Raw genomic sequence first — 18,178 nt, 5'->3', positions numbered from 1 at the left:
ACTCCTTACTGGCTGGTGGCCGGTCCGCGTGAAATGTCGATTTCTGTGGTGTAGCCGCTGCGGGTAAATTTATGCATCGACTTGTCGATCAGCCACTGACCGGACAGAACGCCGAACCCACTCAGCTCGATTTTATTGCCCGCCGTCAGTTGTGGGCAGCCCATCATGGTGAGTGTGCCGGTCTGCTGATATTCGTTATGGCTGTCCAGTGCCGCCGTCGCTTTGGCCTGCGCTGCGCCAGCATCCGGGGCGCGGCTGTTGAGCTTCAGGGTGTCGGCACTGGTTGACGCACCGCGCGCTGAGGCTTTCTCCTTACTGTCATGGGTATAGATAACCAACTCTTTTTTCTGGCTATTCTGATGTTGCACGGTGGCATTTTTGTAGATACGGTTGATGGTATCTTTAAACGTATAATGCGTGACGTCCGTGCGTTTGAGCGTTCTCAACGGGGCCAGGCAGCGCAGCGTCGGCAGGTGGGCAAAGATCAGCTCCTTTGCCGTCACTTTCACGGTATACCCGTATTCGCTTGCCAGACGCCGGAGAAACGCCACGTCGGTTTCCGCGTACTGCGTCACTCTGTCAATCGTCAGCGGCGCGATTTGACCGACCAGCGTTAAGCCATGCTTTTGCGCGATGCGGCTGGCGATGGCGGAAAGCGTGGTTTTCTCAAATCCCTGACTGTTTTTGGTGCGCAACGCCTTGCTGACGGAGGTGGCGATCCCATCAATGTTGATTGTCGAGGGCGGGGCGGCGATATCAATTTTATCAATGGTATAAATCCCGCAGTTGAGGAGATCTTCGCCCTGATAGCCCAGATGCAGCGCCAGCGTATCGCCTTTTCCGGGATACCATTCGTTCAGCCAGCGGCCGGCGGTATCTTCCAGCGTAATGGCGATCACATCCGATTCGTTTTTGATACTGTCGCTGTAGCTGATGCTGGTGACGTACGGCGCAATGTCCCAGGTAATATCTTTATGCCCGTACCAGAGCGTAAAAATGGGTGTCAGAGTGGCGGTCACGCCGCCGGACACGGTTATCTCAGCCATGGCGGTAGCTCCTGGGTGGTTTGTGTGACGCTAATAACCGGGATGATTAACCGCACGCCTGACGGCAATAGCGGAATAATGGCAACGTGTGGATTGGCCGCAATAATGCGCTCATAGGCCAGCGCATCGCCATAATAGCGCCAGGCGAGATTATCCCAGCGCTCGCCGTCTGTCGTGACATGTTCAAGGTAGCGCATTACAGACTCCTCGTAATATCAGCGGCGGCAAGCTGACTCACGGCAGGCGAGGTTGGCCGTACCGTACTGCGTGCCTGATTCACCAGCGATGTCGCGCTGTCGTAGGTTTCCCCCGCCACGCTGTCGGTGATCGTCTCAAACAGCGATTCGGCGTGTTTGATAAGTGTGGTCGCGTCGCTGGCGCACTGACGGATACCCGGCAGGCTTTTCATCAGCTCCTGGACTTTTGCCGCCAGGGCCTTTGGCAGCGCCGCCAGCGTTTGCCAGTCCAGCGGCTGCTGAAAAAGCGCCTCAATCCCGTCGATGCTTTTCTTTAGCGAGGCGATGATTTTGCTGCATTTTTCCTTCAGCGCTTTGGCTTCTTTCACCAGCTCCTTCACCTTATTGATCGTCTTTTTGATGTCATCAATGGCATCGGCGATATCATCAAGCATCTCTTTGGCTTCGCGCATACCCTCCTCAACCATGCTCATCAGGTCATCGAACCAGCTGTCGTTGAGATTGGGAAAATCATCCAGCATCTCGTCAATATTCGGTTCCTGCGTGGTGATGGCAGGGGGCAACAGCGGGTTTTTTGGATCGCCGGTGTACTCCTGCAATGTCAGATTTCCGCTCTGGGCAATGACGTTGCCGTAAGGGTCGGTATGCTTGTGGGTGGCCGTCAGGTCAGTAATCACAAACCAGCCGCGATACTCACCGTTGCCAAACACCAGCGCCATCGCCTGATGCGCCGTCATCGCGCTGCGCAGGCGGTTCATCTCCGTCGCCGGCTGGCAAAACTGGCTGTGAAAGCTAAATTGCAGGGTGATTTTTTCCAGCTTATCGCCAATAAATTGCACGCCCGGTTTGCCTTCAATACGGGCATGACTGGCGTAGTCCACACCCGTCGAACTTTCAAAATTGTCCCAACAGGCGACGACTTTGAATTCAATGTCTCCTAATACCGCATACATCAGGCGTACTCCCGGCGCTGTTTTTGCACCATTATGTCGTTGACCATTCGCTCCAGTTCCCGTCGGCTCAGCGCCAGCACGTTGTGAACATCCCCAGCGGCATTCGCGCCGTTCCCTTGCACCGTGACCTGCGGAGAAAAATGAACCTGGACATTGCCCGGCGCACGCGGAGGTCGCGGCAAGGATGTCGCAGCTGATTTTTCCGGCATGGCGAGAGAGGTTGCTGGCGTTTTTGTTGCTGGCGGACTGACGGGATGTGACAGCAGCATTCCGGCCACGCCGGGCAGGGGAGCTGCGGCAACCGGTTTTTCTATACTGATGCCCAGCGTGCTTTTCGCCCAGTCAGGGATCTGGTTTTTTATCTGTGCAATCGCATCCTTCAGGAACGGCAGCGCGTTCAAAATACCGTCGATCAGGCTATTGAGCAGGTTGCTGCCGAATTCGCTAAAACTGGCGGGCAATTCAATGCCAAACCAGTCCATTACGCTGGCGAACGCGCGGTAAAAAACGCCCAGCGGCGACCAGTCATAAATCAGCCCTGTGATGCCCGCCAGACCGCCGTCGAACGCCGTTTTGATCCGCGCCCAGACGCCGGAAAAGAAAGCGCAAAGCGGTTCCCAGTAGCGATAAATCAGGTACGCCGCGCCCGCAATGGCGGTGATAGTTAAGCCGATGGGATTCATGAGCAGCGCCCGTCCCAGCCAGATAAATGCCTGGCCGACCCATTTCAACGCGCTGACCAGCTGTCCTCCCAGCAATGTTGCCAGCGTCTTCGCGCCGTTACCCAGCGATTTCAGGAACGTCAGTGCGTTGCTGACACCGCCGCCCAGCGCCAGGCTGGCTTTCACCTTCAGGAAAATATCGATCAGGTTAATGAACGGTGAGGCGATAAGGTTTGCCCCCAGCCTGAGGATATTCAGCGCACCGTTGAACAGCCAGATAGCGCCAGCTATTTTGGCTATTCCCTGTACCAGCGCCGGATTTTCCCGTAGCCAGGCGCTGAACTGGCGAACGAGCGGCGTGAGGGTTTGCGCCAGTTCACCCACGGCGGGCAGTAGTTGCAGGCCGACGGTGAGCCACAGATCGTTTAACGCCAGCTGTAACGCTTTGGTTTGTTCTTTTGATGATGCCATTCTGGCAGTGAAATCATCATCGATCAGGCTCTGACTCGTGGCCTGCATCGCGTCGGCCTTTAACTGGCGATACTCGTCCATACTCGCCAGCATCGGGGTGATAAATTCCAGCGCCTGCGCGTCGTCGAACATGGCATTCAGATTGAATTGCGTCGAGACGGCCTTAACCGCGTCGCCGCGGGCAGCGAGATCCTCAATCTTCATGGTTTGTTTTAACGCATCAAGGATATGCGGGTTCATTTTATCCAGTTGCATCTGCACGATATGCGTCATCGCTTCCGTGACGCCAACGCCGTTCTGCTGATGTTCCAGCAGGGAGCCCCGCAAATCCACGCCCTGACTGGCGAACCAGCTATCGGTCTTTTTCGAGAAGGTCGCTTGCAGAAAATGGTCGTAATGCTCTGCCGCCGCACCCGCGTTCGGCGCATTTTGCATGGCGATTTGCATTGTCGCTGCCAGCCCTGCAAGACCTTCTGTCCCGGTTGCCATCGTTTTAGAGGCAAAGCGAGTGATCCACTGCGTTTGTTCCGCCACAGAAACGCCGCTGTTTTTGCTGACGCTGGACAGCATATTCTGCGCGGATCGGAAGTCAGCAGGATCGATGTTTAGCTGGCTGCGGGTCGCGATGGCCGCCTGCGCCCAGCTCTCTGCGCTATCGCGGGTGGCGGTGGCGGCTTTGGCGATATCAGGCATATAACGGCTAAGATCCTGTAATGAGGTGATACCGCCTTCCATCATTGAGGACGCCGCGTCTTGCAAAGCCTGTTGATCCTGATTGAAATCCATACTCCAGTCGCGAAGACTCAAACTTAAGGTATCCCGCGTCCTGTCATCCATGCCGCCTTTACGCGCCATATCGACCATCTTGTCCTGCAAATCGTAAGGCAAGGCCCAGTCAGGGGCGTCAATAGTCAGGAGTTTGCCGAATTGCCCGGCGAAACGTTGCGATTTTTCCAGCAATTCGACGCGCTGCTTACCGTTCTCTTCCCGGCGAAGGGCGGAGTCGGTAAGTTGTTGCGTCAGTTGGGTCATTTTACGTTGCTCGGTACTGAGCGATTGCAGCGTGTTGGCATTGAGCGAGCCGTAACGGGCTATTGCCTGCGTCAACGTCTCATTACGCGCCTGAAGCTGAGTAATAATATCGTTGGCCAAAATGATTTCTCATATAAGTTGATGGCCCGGTAACAGGCTTGCCGGAAAGAGACAGGAGTAGAGTAAACCGGGCACAGGTCAGGAAACCCGCAGGTATTACTCCTGCGAGTCGTATTCGTGTTTAATTTGTGCGCTGGCTTCATCCAGCCAGCCGGTGAAATCGTCGACCGTCAGCGCGTCTATTTCACTGGGCGGAAAGCGAAACCATCTCGCCAGTAGCGCCATCGCCTGCCACAGCTGCTGCGGATCCTGTAGCCACGCTAAGCATGGCCTGAAATCGTTTCTGCAATGCCTGATAGTCCAGCAGATCCATCTCCGCCAGATCTTCCGGCACCAGCCCGGTCATTGCCGCCATTAACGGCTCATCCCACTCTTCCGGCTTGTCGCTGGTGCGGCGCGCGGCGCGCATATCTTTAACCTTCAGGCGGCGCAGGGTGAGTTTTTCAATACGCTCACCGGCTCCGGAGGTAAACGGGAACTGCAAGGTATATTTTTCTGTCATGATATTTATCCTGAGTTAGTGGAATTCGGGGCCGTAGCCCCGAAATATTAGCCGCCGATGTTATTGCGGTAGGCGCTTAATTGATCCGTGCCATTTACGCGGAAAATATTCGCCAGATAATCCAGTTCAAGAAGCGTTTCACCCTCTATCACCTGTTTAATATACGTGCAGCTAAAACCGCTGCTGATATCCGGATTTTCGTTCTGTTTAAACGTACCCAGGGGGTTCTTTTTAAACATCACCGTCATATGAGTAACCAGCGCCAGCTGATCGGCTTTCCCCTGCGAGTTATAGCAGTCGATACTGGAGCGGCACTGTAATGCCACCGCTTTCCACGGGTTCGCCGTTTTACGCATCACGTCCGGATAAAACGCGTTCCACTTAATTTCACCCTCCAGTTTGTCAAAACCGGCAGGCAGTTCGATTTTGCCAACCATCCCCAGCGCTTTATGCTCCTGCATAATCATGCTGATATCCGGTAATTTAATTTCGCTCGCGCGACCTAAAAGATTATTACCGTCGAGATAAATATTGGCGTTGGTAATACGGTTAATTTGAATTTTTCCGGCCATTAGCTATTGCTCTCCAGAGAGACTAAATATTCAGAGGTAATTTCAGTTTCAAACGTCAGGCGTTCCAGCGGCGGTGGCGGCGTGAATTTGTAGCTCAACAGCAGGTGTCCGGCCGCCAGTTCAGTCTGCGGATTACGTGCCGGGTCGTACCAGCATTCAAAGCCCAGCAGTGCGCCGTCGGCAATCAGCTTGCGGCCCCAGGTATTCACCGATTCGGTGAGCGCGTCGATCAGCGCCTGATTAATGGGCATATCCATATACTGCTGGCTGAAATAACGAATCGATTCGTTAATCACGTCGCCGGTACGGCGCACGTTTTCAAAGTTGCGCATATGGGTGACGGTCGGCCAGGCGGCGGTGCGGTTGCCCCACAGACGCAGGCCGGAGCCATAGCTGTTGAAGACGGTGGTAATACCGTTTTCGTTAAGCTGATTCACTTCGCTTTGCGGATCGTCGATCATCGCCGACAGCGAACGCTCGGTGCCGGTAATGCCCTGAATTTCCTGGTTGGAGTTGCTCCACCAGAAGCCTTTTTCCATATCGATTTTGGCGCGCAGCCCGGCAGCGCGGGAGGAGAGCGGCTCCAGCACGTCGGCATTGGTGGCGCTGTCATACACTTTGACGTGCGGATAACACAGCCGGGCGCGGTCGGAGCTGGTGTTGAAGTTGATAGCGCCTGCCGGACCGCGGCCTGCCAGCACCTGCTGGAAGGTGGTGCCGATAGGTGCATCAATGTAGGTGACGGCACCCAGTTTTTCCGCCTGGGCGATAAGCTCGGCGGAGACCGATTTCTGGGTGCAAAAGACCGGCGCAATCAGGATCTTGGGGTAAAAACCATACTGGTTCCAGGTATCCTGCAACAGTTTCATGCCGGTGCGATCGCCTGCCGTGTTTACCGCGCCAATGATGTCGGCAGCGGTGACTTTAGTCGGATCGGCATAGGTATAATTTACATACGCCTTCGTGCCGGGTTTCAGGTTAACGCCCATGACAGTGATATTACCGGTCAACATATCAACAGTGTAATCCGTGTCTTTGATATAAGGGCTTGCTGCATTGGTAATCCGGCCAATACTCATGGTTTGCAGCGCGCCATGCTTCAACTGAATCCGACCATTATCATCGACCGTGACGGACTCGTTGGTAATAGTCGTTTTATGGGTTTTCGGATCCAGCACGTTAACCACCACTACCGTACCCGCGCCATGATCGTAAATGGCTTTCAGCGCCTGGGGAATGGTGTAATTCGCCAGCGCTGGACCAAACTGCGCCGCATCGCTTTCCGATAAACAGAGCGTCGGCTGGTTGGCAGGGCCGCACGGTGCGGTGCCGATCAGCGCAATCACCGCCGATTTCACCGCTTTAATCGGACGCGGGCCGGTTTCAATTTCAATGGTTTCGACGCCGTGCAGATAATTAGCTGCCATGAACAATTTCCTCTTCGTTTGTTTCTGCTTCTTCCGTGACAACCGGTGCCAGATGACGACGTGCAATCATCGTCATCACCCACTCATTGTCTTCAGGGAGTTCCACTTCGCTCTCGGGCCAAAGTAAGATTTCCTGACCGTCAGCAAGCGTGACGCCGCTTGCCGGGCCGCTGTAGATATATTTCATTGCATTTCCTCGTAGTTAACCTGTGTGAGCACGGGCAAATCTTTGCCTTCCTGACAGGGGATAAAAACCGTTCTGATGGCCAGCTCCAGCGTGTAACGCCAGAATCCGTTTGATGCACCGTCGCACGTCTCGCCAACCAGCCACAGCGGGCATTCGCCCTCCGCAAGCGCAAGTCCGCCCAGCGCCTGTCGCACCCGATCCAGCGGGTTCAGCGGGCTATGCGCCTCTGGCGTAATAACCGTCGCCAGAATGTGCAGCGTTTGTATCTGCACCCCGACATCGGTGGATTGCGGCGGGGTGAAATCCGAACCGGGGTAGCTCAGTACGACCGTGTCTCGCGGCTCGTCCGGCGCAAATGTCGGCGGGCAGAACGGCATAAACTGAGTTGCCAGTTCAGGTAATGCCTGCTGCAATTGCGTAACGATGGCATTAATAACGGCGGGTGTTTCCATCTGTGGTTCTCCTTAATATGCGGATGATATAACCAGGTCAGCCGCCTTAATTCGCAGGTATTATCACGCTGAGGAGAAGTGAATTCTTTTAATGCAGGTTAGGAAAACTATTTAAAGATAATAAAAAATCCCTGCGGTAAAACCGGCAGGGATTTGACGGGTTATAACGGTGCGCTACGCTGTAATAGCTCAATTTTATTATATAGCGCATCCAGCTTGGCTTCGATAACGGCCTGGCCGCGGAGATAATCATCTCTTCTGACATAATGCAGCGGTAATTCTCCCCGAAATTCCAGAAATTCCCTTTCCAGCTTGGCCCAGCCTGTCTCTGACTCGCGCCTCGCTAATTCCAGCGCTTCGAACCGTTCATTCAACCTTTTTTCTATTTGTGAAAGCAACAGTTTTCCGGCACCAAACATCAGCCCGACGAAAGAGAGTAATAGTGAAATGATTTCCCAGAAATCAACGGTGAGTTCCATTTTTCTCCTTCTATAATGGCGTACAACTGGATGTTCCCCACTGCAAATATTGTGGGGCATGTTGATAAAGAATTTTTTTCGGATAATCTCGATTTTCGCGCCAGTTATTTTTACTGCGTCCGGCATTGACGCGTTCCACCTGATCGAACCAGATAAGTGCATTAAGGCCCTTTGTCGTGGCCAGTTTCTTATCGCGATTAACCCAACCCTGGCCGCCGTTATAAGCACTTAACGTGAAGGCCATTCGCTGACAGTCATCCTGCGCGGCGGTGTTTTGCCAAAGATAGCGATCGTACTGAACCAGTGCCCGTATCGCCCAGCCCGGATTCATCGGCGTATTTTCCCGTAACTGGGGGTAACGCTCACTCATCCAGCGTGCGGTGGCCGGCATAAATTGCGCCATCCCCTGAGCGCCGACCGGAGAACGCGCGTCGGGACGCCAGCCTGATTCCTGTTGAAATTGCCCGGCAAAATCGGCAACGGGGGCGTTCAGCCCCCATATCTCCCGTGCGGTGCGGATAAGCTCGCTTCGCCAGGCCTGCGCGGCCCTGGGTGGCTGTGCGGCGCAGGCGGGCAGCACCCATAACGTACATAATACGCACAGCCCTTTACGCCGCATCACTATAGCCCCATAGCGACGGCAAGACACACCGCTGCGACGATGATGGCCCGGCGGATCATGGCGGCGGCGCAGCACAGCGACTCTTCCCACGGGCAGAACGAGTCCGGACGCGCCCACGGGAACAGGCTGCGATCGAGCCAGTAGCCCAGCACTGCCGACAGCGAGACCAGACTGAGTTTATAAATGACCACCGGCATCTGCGGCGCGGATATCCAGCCAATAAGGACAAACAATATAACGGCGGCGATCAGCCAGCCGGACAGACGAGGGAACGTGAGTTTCTGCATAGAGACCTCCTGATAATAGAGGCATGAGTATCGCGTGTTGCCATAGATGAAGAGCGGAAATAACTTTAATAAATAACTTTAAAAAATGTATTAGCGAATAACGTAACCAAAAAACCGGGTGTTAATTAATAAAAAGCCCAGCCGTTGCGCCAGCGGGGCCGCCGATGTGGCCGATCGGGACATCGCCGCCACGGCGCACAAGGCAGAGAGGTGAGCTACGCCTGCCTTTTTCACCTAACCCTTTAATTATGCTGTCTATTTATAGAGGGCACGGAAATGCCTTTGCGAGTTTAAAAAAGTGTGGGCGCGGGTTGCATGGCAAAAAATTTTCAGATAAAAGACTGTATATGCATACAGTATGGTGTAAAATGCCCTTATCGGTGAAGGGCTGTTGCGCAGGTGAATATAAATATTAATTATCAATCAAATGGCAATGTTTATAATTTACCTGAATAGCTCGCGCCGACCACTGAAAATATATATTCATTTTAATGATGTTTTGACCGGTGGCGTAAGGCACCTGTTTCTGTACTGTTCATGCAACAGAAGTAGTGGATTAAACGTGGTGCAAGCAATATGGAGATTAAATATGATGCATAAATCACAAGATATAGGGCGGCTGCCAGAAATTATCAGCGATCTGGCTTTTCATGCCGCGCAGGTGCTTATTGAAAGCATGAATATAGACAGCGCATCGGCAAAAAACGTCGGTCATGCCATTGCGGACAGAATGATGCGCAACTGGGGCGGGCAAAGCATTTACTTCCCGAAAGGGGTTTCTGGCAAAGCGTCCGACAGGGATTACCAAATCTACAGTGAATGCAATGGTCGTAACTATGCGGAACTGGCGAAGAAGTATAATTTGACGTTGCAGTGGATCTACAAAATCGTGAAGCGGGTCCACACGGAAAAGCAGCAGAAGCAGCGTATGCTCTGAACCGGGCATGGCGTATAGCACTTGCTATACGCCAGCGGGCGCTTACTCAAACAAATTATAATGCAGCTTCTGCACCACCTGCTCGGCTTCCGCGCCCGGCACCAGGAAGCACAGATTGTGGCTGGATGCGCCGTAACAAATCATACGGATGTTAAACGGCTCGAGCACGCCAAATACCTCTTTACCGACGCCGCAGGCTTTGGACAGATCGTTGCCAATCAGTGCCACCAGCGCCAGGTTCTCTTCTACTTCCACGCGACACAGCGACGAGAGCTCCGTCAGCAACGCCTGCGTCAGTAGCGTATCGCCAGTCGAGGTGGAGCCGGTGGTATCCAGGGTCAGCGCGACGCTGACTTCTGAGGTGGTGATCAAATCCACCGAAATGTTATGCCGCGCCAGAATGCCAAACAGTTCGGCGAGGAAACCGTGTGAATGCAGCATATTCAGGCTGTGCAGCGTTAACAGCGTCTGTTTACGTCTTAGCGCCAGGGCGCGGAACAGCGGCGGGTTTTGCGTTTGATTGCAGACCAGCGTGCCGCCGGCTTTAGGGTCTTTGCTGGAGCCAACAAAGACCGGAATATCGCTGCGCACGGCGGGCAGCAGCGTCGCCGGATGCAACACTTTTGCGCCGAAGGTCGCCATTTCTGCCGCTTCTTCAAAGGCAATCTCATCAATACGCCTTGCGGCGGGGACCACGCGTGGATCGGTGGTGTAGATGCCCGGCACATCGGTCCAGATATCGACGCGCGTCGCATGCAGCGCCTCGCCCAGCAGGGCAGCGGTATAGTCGCTGCCACCGCGGCCGAGGGTGGTGGTGCGGCCTTTGGTTTCGCTGCCGATAAATCCCTGAGTGATGGTCAGCCCTTCCTGAAGCCGCGGCGCAAGGAGCTGCGCGGTCAGCTCAGCCAGCGTCACGACGTCCGGCTCGGCGCGGCCAAAACGATCGTTAGTGCGCATCACTTTGCGTACGTCAAACCACTGCGCCTGAATGCGACGCTCGCGAAGGATCTCAACGAACAGCAGGGTGGACATCAGTTCACCGTGGCTGACCAGTTCGTCAGTGAGCGCCGGCGAGGTCGCCAGCGATGCCGCCTCCGCCAGGGTGGTAATGTTCTCCAGCAGACGCTCGATCTCTTCGCGAATAATATTCGGCTGCGTCAGACGCTCAAGGATATCAAACTGAATTTTGCGCAGGGCATCGAGTTTAACGAAGCGTTCCCCGGCCTCCAGTCCCTCAGCCAGAGACACCAGCAGATTAGTCACGCCCGCAGAGGCGGAAAGCACCACCAGACGAACGCTGGGATCGGCAAGTACCACATCCGCACTATGGTTCATGGCGTCAAAATTAGCCACGCTGGTGCCGCCGAATTTGGCGACAACGAGCGGGGAAACAGCAGTAGTCATAACAACCTCGCGTCAGGGAATGAAAAAGCGACCTTGGCACAAGGGCAGAACGATCACCGGTCCATGTGCAAATACCTTATTCATAAATAAAAGGTGTGCCGGGTGATGTCAACGCCGGGGTTATGCGGATTTTTCATGCAGCCCCACCCATCAGAAAAATCACTAATAAAGGCTATACTTTCCCTGTCCTTTTTGACCGTTCTTGCCCCTGAGCCTGGGCAATGGCATAAAAACCATCACAATTTTCCGCGACTGGCGCTACAATCGACCGCAGTTACAATTCTCATCTCAGAAGAGTATTGCTCATGAAAAACATTAATCCGACGCAGACTTCTGCCTGGCAGGCATTACAGAAACACTACGATGAAATGAAGGACGTGACGATCGCGGATCTGTTCGCGAAAGACGCCGATCGTTTCAGCAAATTCTCCGCCACGTTCAACGACTTGATGCTGGTGGACTTCTCCAAAAACCGCATCACCGAAGAGACGCTGGCAAAACTTCAGGATCTGGCGAAAGAGACCGATCTGGCCGGTGCCATCAAATCCATGTTCTCCGGCGAGAAAATCAACCGCACCGAAGACCGCGCCGTGCTGCACGTCGCGCTGCGTAACCGCAGCAACACGCCGATTATCGTTGACGGCAAAGATGTGATGCCGGAAGTCAACGCGGTGCTGGAGAAGATGAAAACCTTCTCTGAAGCGATTATCTCCGGTGAGTGGAAAGGTTATACCGGCAAACCCATTACTGACGTGGTAAACATCGGTATCGGCGGCTCCGACCTCGGTCCGTTCATGGTGACTGAAGCGCTGCGCCCGTACAAAAATCATCTGAATATGCACTTTGTTTCTAACGTCGATGGGACTCACATCGCTGAAGTGCTGAAAAAAGTGAACCCGGAAAGCACCCTGTTCCTGGTGGCCTCTAAAACCTTCACGACGCAGGAAACCATGACCAACGCCCACAGCGCGCGCGACTGGTTCCTGAAAACCGCAGGCGATGAAAAACACGTGGCGAAACACTTTGCCGCGCTCTCCACTAACGCGAAAGCCGTCGGTGAGTTCGGTATCGATACCGCCAATATGTTCGAGTTCTGGGACTGGGTGGGTGGTCGCTACTCCCTGTGGTCGGCGATTGGTCTGTCGATCATTCTCTCTGTGGGCTACGACAACTTTGTTGAGCTGCTGTCCGGCGCGCACGCGATGGACAAACACTTCTCCACGACCGCCCCGGAGCAGAACCTGCCGGTACTGCTGGCGCTGATCGGCATCTGGTACAACAATTTCTTCGGCGCAGAAACCGAAGCGATCCTGCCGTATGACCAGTATATGCACCGTTTTGCCGCCTACTTCCAGCAGGGCAACATGGAATCCAACGGTAAGTACGTTGACCGTAACGGCAATGCCGTCGATTACCAGACCGGCCCGATCATCTGGGGTGAGCCTGGCACCAACGGTCAGCACGCGTTCTACCAGCTGATCCACCAGGGCACCAAAATGGTTCCGTGCGACTTTATCGCCCCGGCCATCACCCACAACCCGTTGTCCGACCATCATCCGAAACTGCTGTCTAACTTCTTCGCCCAGACCGAAGCGCTGGCGTTTGGTAAATCCCGCGAGGTTGTCGAGCAGGAGTACGCCGACCAGGGTAAAGATCCGCAGACCCTGGAGCACGTAGTACCGTTCAAGGTGTTCGAAGGCAATCGCCCAACTAACTCCATCCTGCTGCGCGAAATCAACCCGTTCAGCCTCGGTGCGCTGATTGCGCTCTACGAGCACAAAATCTTTACGCAGGGCGTGATCCTGAACATTTTCACCTTCGACCAGTGGGGCGTAGAACTGGGTAAACAGCTGGCCAACCGCATCCTGCCGGAGCTGAAAGAAGATAAGGCCGTCGACAGCCACGACAGTTCGACCAATGGCTTAATTAACCGCTATAAAGCCTGGCGCGGTTAATAAATACCAACGAAAAATACCGGCAAATTGCCGGTATTTTTTTATCGGATAATTCTTCTTGCAGGCTCCTTTCCCGCTTCCTTATTTGTGAGCATAATCTGAAAAGTATTTATGTATCCGCCATCACACTCTGTTCTTTTAGGATTATCCGTATATTTGTTATTTTAGATCTCTTTGATTTATAATGGTTTTATATTTAAATAATATTCTTTTCTCTGATTTCACTTAAATCTAACCCCTATTTCTTCACGATAACTCCTCAATTCGGGTTGTGTATACTCGAATCCGCCTGGATATTTCAGGCACCTCCATTCATTCAATGAAGGGAAATTGATATGCGTAAAATCCTGTATGGCATTCTTGCCATAACCGCCTGCGCGGCAGCGACCGCGTATGCAGCACCGGTTCAGGTCGGTGAGGCCGCAGGTTCGGCGGCGACGTCTGTCTCTGTGGGGAGTTCCACCACAAGCAGCGTCAGCCCCGTAAGCTCGGCCGTGGGTGTCGCTCTGGCGGCAACGGGTGGTGGTGATGGTTCCAATACCGGGACTACAACCACCACGACCACCAGTACCCGCTAACACCGGGTACATTAACCATAACCACACTTCGGTGTGGTTATTTTGCCCCTCCGGAGAGAAGAGTCGTGAAGCGACCAGCGCTCATTATGATTTGCCTGCTACTCCAGGCCTGTTCATCGACCACAAAAGGGTTGGGAGACTCGTTGTGGAACAGCCTGTTTGGTACACCTGGGGTCCACCTCACGGACGATGATATTCAAAACATGCCTTATGCCAGCCAGTACGTGCAGCTCAATAATGGCCCGCAGCTGTTTGTGGTGCTCGCTTTCGCCGAAAACGGGCAGCAGAAATGGGTGACGCAGGATCAGGCCACGCTGGTGACCCAGCACGGGCGTATTGTTAAAACCCTGCTTGGCGGCGATAACCTGCTGGAAATGAACAATCTGGCCGCCGACCCGCTGGCGAAGCCGAACCAGATCGTTGACGGGGCCAGCTGGACCCGAACGATGGGCTGGACTGAATACCAACAGGTACGCTACGCCACCGCTCGTTCCGTCTTTCACTGGCAGGGCACCGACAGCGTTGTGGTTGGCGGTGAAAGTACGTCTGTACGCGTTCTCGATGAAGAGGTGGAAACCGATCAGGCCCGCTGGCACAACCAATATTGGGTAGACAGCGAAGGGCAAATTCGTCAGTCGATACAGTATCTTGGCGCGGATTTCTTCCCGGTTAAAACCACATTAATCAAGGCGGCGAAACCATGAAAAAACATGTGATTGCGTCGCTGATGATGAGCCTTGTGTCCTCCCTGGCGATGGCGGCAGGTACGGTACAGGTTTACTCCCCGCCGGGTGCACAACCGAAAACGCTGAGTGGCGCAGAACGTCTTATCGATCTTGTCGGGCAACCGCAGCTGGCGAATAGCTGGTGGCCGGGCGCGGTGATCGGCGAGCGTCAGGCCACCGCTGTAGCACAGCAGCAGCATCAGGCGTTACTGGCGCGTCTGGCGACGATGGCGAGTGAAGAGAGCGGTGACGACAGGGCTGCTATTGACGCGCTGCGCCAGCAGCTGATGGCAGTAAAAGTGACCGGCAGACAGCGGATTAACCTCGACCCGGATACCGTGCGCGTCAGCAACAGCGGTAATCCGCGGCTGGAAGGCGAGTACAGCCTGTGGGCGGGGCCGCGTCCCACGTCGGTAACCCTTTTTGGCCTGGTAAGCCAGCCGGGGAAAAAACCGTTTACGCCTGGTCGTGATGTGGCCAGCTACCTGGACGGCATCAATGTGCTGAGCGGCGCTGACCGCAGCTACGCGTGGGTTATCTATCCTGACGGGCGTACGCAAAAAGTGCCGGTGGCGTACTGGAATCATCGTCACGTAGAGCCGATGCCGGGCAGCACGATATTTGTCGGCTTTGACGATTCGTTATGGAGTCAGACGCCGGATGAACTCAATGCGGATATTGTTCGCTCCCTGACGCAGCGGGTACCTGAATAATGAAAAAAACCTGGCTATATAGTTTGCTGGCGTTGAGCGTCAGCGCGGCCTGCCACGCAGAAACCTATCCGGCCCCGATTGGCCCATCGCAATCCGACTTTGGCGGCGTAGGGCTGTTACAGACGCCGACCGCCCGTATGGCGCGGGAAGGGGAGCTGAGCCTTAACTACCGTGATAACGATCAGTATCGCTACTACTCCGCCTCAGTACAGCTATTCCCGTGGCTGGAAACCACGCTGCGCTATACCGACGTGCGTACAAAGCCCTACAGCACCGTTGAGTCCTTCTCCGGCGATCAGACCTATAAAGACAAAGCCTTCGACGTCAAGCTGCGCCTGTGGGAAGAGAGCTACTGGCTACCGCAGGTCTCCGCTGGCGCGCGTGATATCGGCGGGACCGGACTGTTCGACGCTGAATATCTGGTTGCCAATAAAGCCTGGGGGCCGTTCGACTTCTCGCTGGGGCTCGGCTGGGGCTACCTCGGCACCAGCGGCAACGTCAGCAACCCGTTCTGCTCGGTGAGCGACAAATACTGCCATCGCGACAACAGCTACAAGCAGGCGGGATCGATGGATACCGGCGAAATGTTTCGCGGTCCGGCCTCCCTGTTTGGCGGGGTAGAGTACCAGACGCCGTGGCAACCACTGCGCCTGAAGCTGGAATACGAAGGCAATAACTATCAGCAGGATTATGCTGGTCGGCTGGATCAGAAAAGTAAGTTTAACGTCGGGGCCATCTACCGCGCGACCGACTGGGCCGACGTTAACGTCAGCTACGAGCGCGGTAATACGTTGATGTTCGGCGTTACGTTGCGCACCAACTTCAACGACTTGCGTCCGAAGTACAACGACAACGCCCGTCCGCAGTATCAGCCGGAGCCGCAGGACGCCATCCTGCAACATTCGGTGGTAGCGAATCAGCTTACCCTGCTGAAATACAACGCCGGTCTGACCGATCCGCAAATTCAGGTGAAAGGCGATACGCTGTACGTTACTGGCGAGCAGGTGAAATATCGCGACTCGCAGGAAGGCATTGAACGCGCTAACCGGATCATCATGAACGATCTGCCGGACGGCATTCGTACCATCCGGGTGACTGAAAACCGTCTCAATATGCCGCAGGTGACAACGCAAACCGATGTCGCCAGCCTGAAGCGTCATCTGGAAGGCGAGCCGCTGGGGCAGGAAACGCCGCTGGCGCAACAGCGCGTCACGCCGATTGTGCCGGAGAATACCGAGCAGGGCTGGTACTTCGACAAATCGCGCTTTGATTTCCACCTCGACCCGGTACTTAACCAGTCCTTTGGCGGCCCGGAAAGCTTTTACATGTATCAGCTCGGGGTAATGGGCACTGCCGATCTGTGGCTCACCGATCACCTGTTAACCACCGGTAGCGTGTTTGCCAATGTGGCGAATAACTACGACAAGTTTAACTACACCAATCCGCCGAGCGACTCAAAGCTGCCGCGCGTGCGTACTCACGTTCGTGAATACGTTGAAAACGATGTGTATGTGAATAATTTACAGGCCAACTACTTCCAGTACCTGGGTAATAATTTCTATGGTCAGGTATACGGTGGCTACCTTGAAACTATGTACGGCGGCGCGGGTGGCGAGGTGCTGTATCGTCCGGTGGACAGCAACTGGGCGGTCGGTCTGGATGCCAACTACGTCAAGCAGCGTGACTGGCGCAGCGCGCAGGATATGATGAAATTCACCGATTACAGCGTTAAAACCGGCCATCTGACCGCCTACTGGACGCCACCGTTTGCCCAGGATGTGCTGGTCAAAGCGAGCGTCGGGCAGTATCTTGCCGGCGATAAAGGCGGCACGCTGGACATCGCCAAACGCTTCGATAGCGGCGTGGTGGTCGGCGGTTACGCCACCATCACCAACGTTTCAGCGGATGAGTACGGGGAGGGGGATTTCACCAAAGGCGTGTATGTTTCGGTGCCGCTGGATCTGTTCTCATCCGGCCCAACCCGCAGCCGTGCAGCGATTGGCTGGACGCCGCTGACGCGTGACGGTGGGCAGATGCTGGGACGCAAGTTTGATCTGTACGGCATGACCAGCGATAAGAGCGTGAATTTCCGCTGAGTCTGTTGCGAATAACCTGGCCGCGGTGCTGCAATGCCCGGTGGCGGCTTCGCCTTACCGGGCCTACAACAGGGTGCTTTCCAGTCGTAGGCCCGGTAAGCACAGCGCCACCGGGCAGCAAGGTACACAGCCAGCGTCAGAGCATTTCCCCCATCGTAGGCCTGGTAAGCGTAGCGCCACCGGGCAGGTTTACCCACTGAAATAACGTCGTCCTCCCGCACGCCTTTACGTTGCCTGAACAAAACCAAGATAAAAAATGTAGATCTGGATCACACTTTTGCGCTATACCTGAGCCTGGTATTTTTAGCAAAAGGTGCTGCTATGTCATCGCTACCCCGCCCGGCCGTGGAGTTTATCTCCACCATTCTCCAGACCGTCCTTAATCTGGGGCTGTTAAGCCTCGGCCTGATTCTGGTTGTCTTCCTCGGCAAAGAGACGGTGCATCTGGCGGAAGTGCTCTTTGCACCGGAGCAAACCAGCAAGTATGAGCTGGTCGAGGGGCTGGTGGTTTATTTCCTCTACTTCGAATTTATCGCGCTGATCGTCAAGTATTTCCAGTCCGGCTTTCACTTTCCGCTGCGCTATTTCGTCTACATTGGCATCACGGCGATTGTCCGGCTGATCATCGTCGATCATACCTCGCCCCTTGATGTACTGGTCTACTCCGGTGCGATCTTGCTGCTGGTGATCACGCTGTGGTTATGTAATACCAAAAGGCTTAAACGCGAATAAAAAAAGCGCTCCGAAGAGCGCCAACAAAG

The 18,178-nt window shown here is 54.6% G+C and carries 21 protein-coding genes; 7 read left to right on the top strand and 14 right to left on the bottom strand.

What is annotated here, in order from left to right:
* Nucleotides 1–5: 5 nt before the first annotated feature.
* The 13 genes from INT84_RS13940 to INT84_RS13880 form a co-directional block, all read right to left on the bottom strand.
* Nucleotides 6–1,046: a phage late control D family protein gene (locus INT84_RS13940; protein WP_194207251.1), complete on the bottom strand. Its 1,041-nt coding sequence runs from the start codon at nucleotides 1,044–1,046 to the stop codon at nucleotides 6–8.
* Nucleotides 1,034–1,243: a tail protein X gene (locus INT84_RS13935; protein ID WP_176918718.1), complete on the bottom strand. Its 210-nt coding sequence runs from the start codon at nucleotides 1,241–1,243 to the stop codon at nucleotides 1,034–1,036. The genes INT84_RS13940 and INT84_RS13935 overlap by 13 nt, the downstream gene beginning before the upstream one ends.
* Nucleotides 1,243–2,196: a phage tail protein gene (locus INT84_RS13930; RefSeq protein ID WP_194207250.1), complete on the bottom strand. Its 954-nt coding sequence runs from the start codon at nucleotides 2,194–2,196 to the stop codon at nucleotides 1,243–1,245. The genes INT84_RS13935 and INT84_RS13930 overlap by 1 nt, the downstream gene beginning before the upstream one ends.
* Nucleotides 2,196–4,481, bottom strand: coding sequence for a phage tail tape measure protein (locus INT84_RS13925; RefSeq protein WP_194207249.1), 2,286 nt, complete (start codon nucleotides 4,479–4,481; stop codon nucleotides 2,196–2,198). Before INT84_RS13925 ends, INT84_RS13930 begins: the two co-directional genes overlap by 1 nt.
* Before the next feature lie 96 nt (nucleotides 4,482–4,577).
* Nucleotides 4,578–4,706, bottom strand: coding sequence for a GpE family phage tail protein (locus tag INT84_RS24440; RefSeq protein WP_176918715.1), 129 nt, complete (start codon nucleotides 4,704–4,706; stop codon nucleotides 4,578–4,580).
* Nucleotides 4,666–4,983, bottom strand: coding sequence for a phage tail assembly protein (locus INT84_RS13915; RefSeq protein WP_194207248.1), 318 nt, complete (start codon nucleotides 4,981–4,983; stop codon nucleotides 4,666–4,668). The genes INT84_RS24440 and INT84_RS13915 overlap by 41 nt, the downstream gene beginning before the upstream one ends.
* 47 nt (nucleotides 4,984–5,030) lie before the next feature.
* Entirely contained in the window at nucleotides 5,031–5,555 is a 525-nt protein-coding gene (locus tag INT84_RS13910) for a phage major tail tube protein (protein WP_194207247.1), read from the bottom strand.
* Nucleotides 5,555–6,982 (bottom strand): phage tail sheath subtilisin-like domain-containing protein, encoded by a 1,428-nt coding sequence (locus tag INT84_RS13905; protein ID WP_194207246.1) that lies wholly within the window; start codon nucleotides 6,980–6,982, stop codon nucleotides 5,555–5,557. The genes INT84_RS13910 and INT84_RS13905 overlap by 1 nt, the downstream gene beginning before the upstream one ends.
* Complete coding sequence (locus INT84_RS13900; RefSeq protein ID WP_194207245.1) at nucleotides 6,972–7,169, bottom strand: hypothetical protein; 198 nt, start codon at nucleotides 7,167–7,169, stop codon at nucleotides 6,972–6,974. Before INT84_RS13900 ends, INT84_RS13905 begins: the two co-directional genes overlap by 11 nt.
* The gene (locus INT84_RS13895; RefSeq protein WP_194207244.1) at nucleotides 7,166–7,621 is read right to left on the bottom strand and encodes a Gp37 family protein; all 456 of its coding nucleotides are present in this window, start codon (nucleotides 7,619–7,621) and stop codon (nucleotides 7,166–7,168) included. The genes INT84_RS13900 and INT84_RS13895 overlap by 4 nt, the downstream gene beginning before the upstream one ends.
* Before the next feature lie 161 nt (nucleotides 7,622–7,782).
* On the bottom strand, nucleotides 7,783–8,100 hold the full coding sequence (locus INT84_RS13890; protein ID WP_176918709.1) for a hypothetical protein: 318 nt from the start codon (nucleotides 8,098–8,100) through the stop codon (nucleotides 7,783–7,785).
* Between the two features lie 10 nt (nucleotides 8,101–8,110).
* Nucleotides 8,111–8,719: a transglycosylase SLT domain-containing protein gene (locus tag INT84_RS13885; protein ID WP_194207298.1), complete on the bottom strand. Its 609-nt coding sequence runs from the start codon at nucleotides 8,717–8,719 to the stop codon at nucleotides 8,111–8,113.
* Nucleotides 8,720–8,721: 2 nt separating this feature from the next.
* Entirely contained in the window at nucleotides 8,722–9,009 is a 288-nt protein-coding gene (locus INT84_RS13880) for a putative holin (RefSeq protein WP_194207243.1), read from the bottom strand.
* A 589-nt stretch (nucleotides 9,010–9,598) separates the two neighbouring features.
* Here INT84_RS13880 and INT84_RS13875 point away from each other — a divergent pair.
* Complete coding sequence (locus INT84_RS13875; RefSeq protein ID WP_176918707.1) at nucleotides 9,599–9,946, top strand: Mor transcription activator family protein; 348 nt, start codon at nucleotides 9,599–9,601, stop codon at nucleotides 9,944–9,946.
* Between the two features lie 42 nt (nucleotides 9,947–9,988).
* On the opposite strand, the gene lysC is transcribed toward INT84_RS13875, so the two are convergent.
* The gene (gene lysC / locus INT84_RS13870) at nucleotides 9,989–11,350 is read right to left on the bottom strand and encodes a lysine-sensitive aspartokinase 3 (protein WP_176918706.1); all 1,362 of its coding nucleotides are present in this window, start codon (nucleotides 11,348–11,350) and stop codon (nucleotides 9,989–9,991) included.
* Nucleotides 11,351–11,655: 305 nt separating this feature from the next.
* On the opposite strand from lysC, the gene pgi reads away from it, so the two are divergent.
* The 6 genes from pgi (at nucleotide 11,656) to psiE (ending at nucleotide 18,149) form a co-directional block, all read left to right on the top strand.
* Nucleotides 11,656–13,305, top strand: coding sequence for a glucose-6-phosphate isomerase (pgi, locus tag INT84_RS13865; RefSeq protein ID WP_194207242.1), 1,650 nt, complete (start codon nucleotides 11,656–11,658; stop codon nucleotides 13,303–13,305).
* A 335-nt stretch (nucleotides 13,306–13,640) separates the two neighbouring features.
* Nucleotides 13,641–13,883 carry an exopolysaccharide production protein YjbE gene (gene yjbE / locus INT84_RS13860; RefSeq protein WP_176918704.1) on the top strand — a complete coding sequence of 81 codons (243 nt, stop codon included), beginning with the start codon at nucleotides 13,641–13,643 and terminating at the stop codon, nucleotides 13,881–13,883.
* A gap of 65 nt (nucleotides 13,884–13,948) precedes the next feature.
* Nucleotides 13,949–14,587 carry a YjbF family lipoprotein gene (locus INT84_RS13855; protein WP_194207241.1) on the top strand — a complete coding sequence of 213 codons (639 nt, stop codon included), beginning with the start codon at nucleotides 13,949–13,951 and terminating at the stop codon, nucleotides 14,585–14,587.
* Nucleotides 14,584–15,321 (top strand): capsule biosynthesis GfcC D2 domain-containing protein, encoded by a 738-nt coding sequence (locus INT84_RS13850; protein WP_194207240.1) that lies wholly within the window; start codon nucleotides 14,584–14,586, stop codon nucleotides 15,319–15,321. The genes INT84_RS13855 and INT84_RS13850 overlap by 4 nt, the downstream gene beginning before the upstream one ends.
* Entirely contained in the window at nucleotides 15,321–17,417 is a 2,097-nt protein-coding gene (locus INT84_RS13845) for a YjbH domain-containing protein (protein WP_194207239.1), read from the top strand. Before INT84_RS13850 ends, INT84_RS13845 begins: the two co-directional genes overlap by 1 nt.
* 321 nt (nucleotides 17,418–17,738) lie before the next feature.
* Nucleotides 17,739–18,149, top strand: a complete 411-nt coding sequence (psiE, locus tag INT84_RS13840) for a phosphate-starvation-inducible protein PsiE (RefSeq protein WP_103677341.1) — start codon at nucleotides 17,739–17,741, stop codon at nucleotides 18,147–18,149.
* Nucleotides 18,150–18,178: the final 29 nt, after the last annotated feature.

Origin of the sequence: Superficieibacter sp. 1612_C1, assembly GCF_015234305.1 — a bacterium.
Taxonomy (GTDB): domain Bacteria; phylum Pseudomonadota; class Gammaproteobacteria; order Enterobacterales; family Enterobacteriaceae; genus Superficieibacter.
This window is presented reverse-complemented; position numbering and strand designations above follow the sequence as displayed.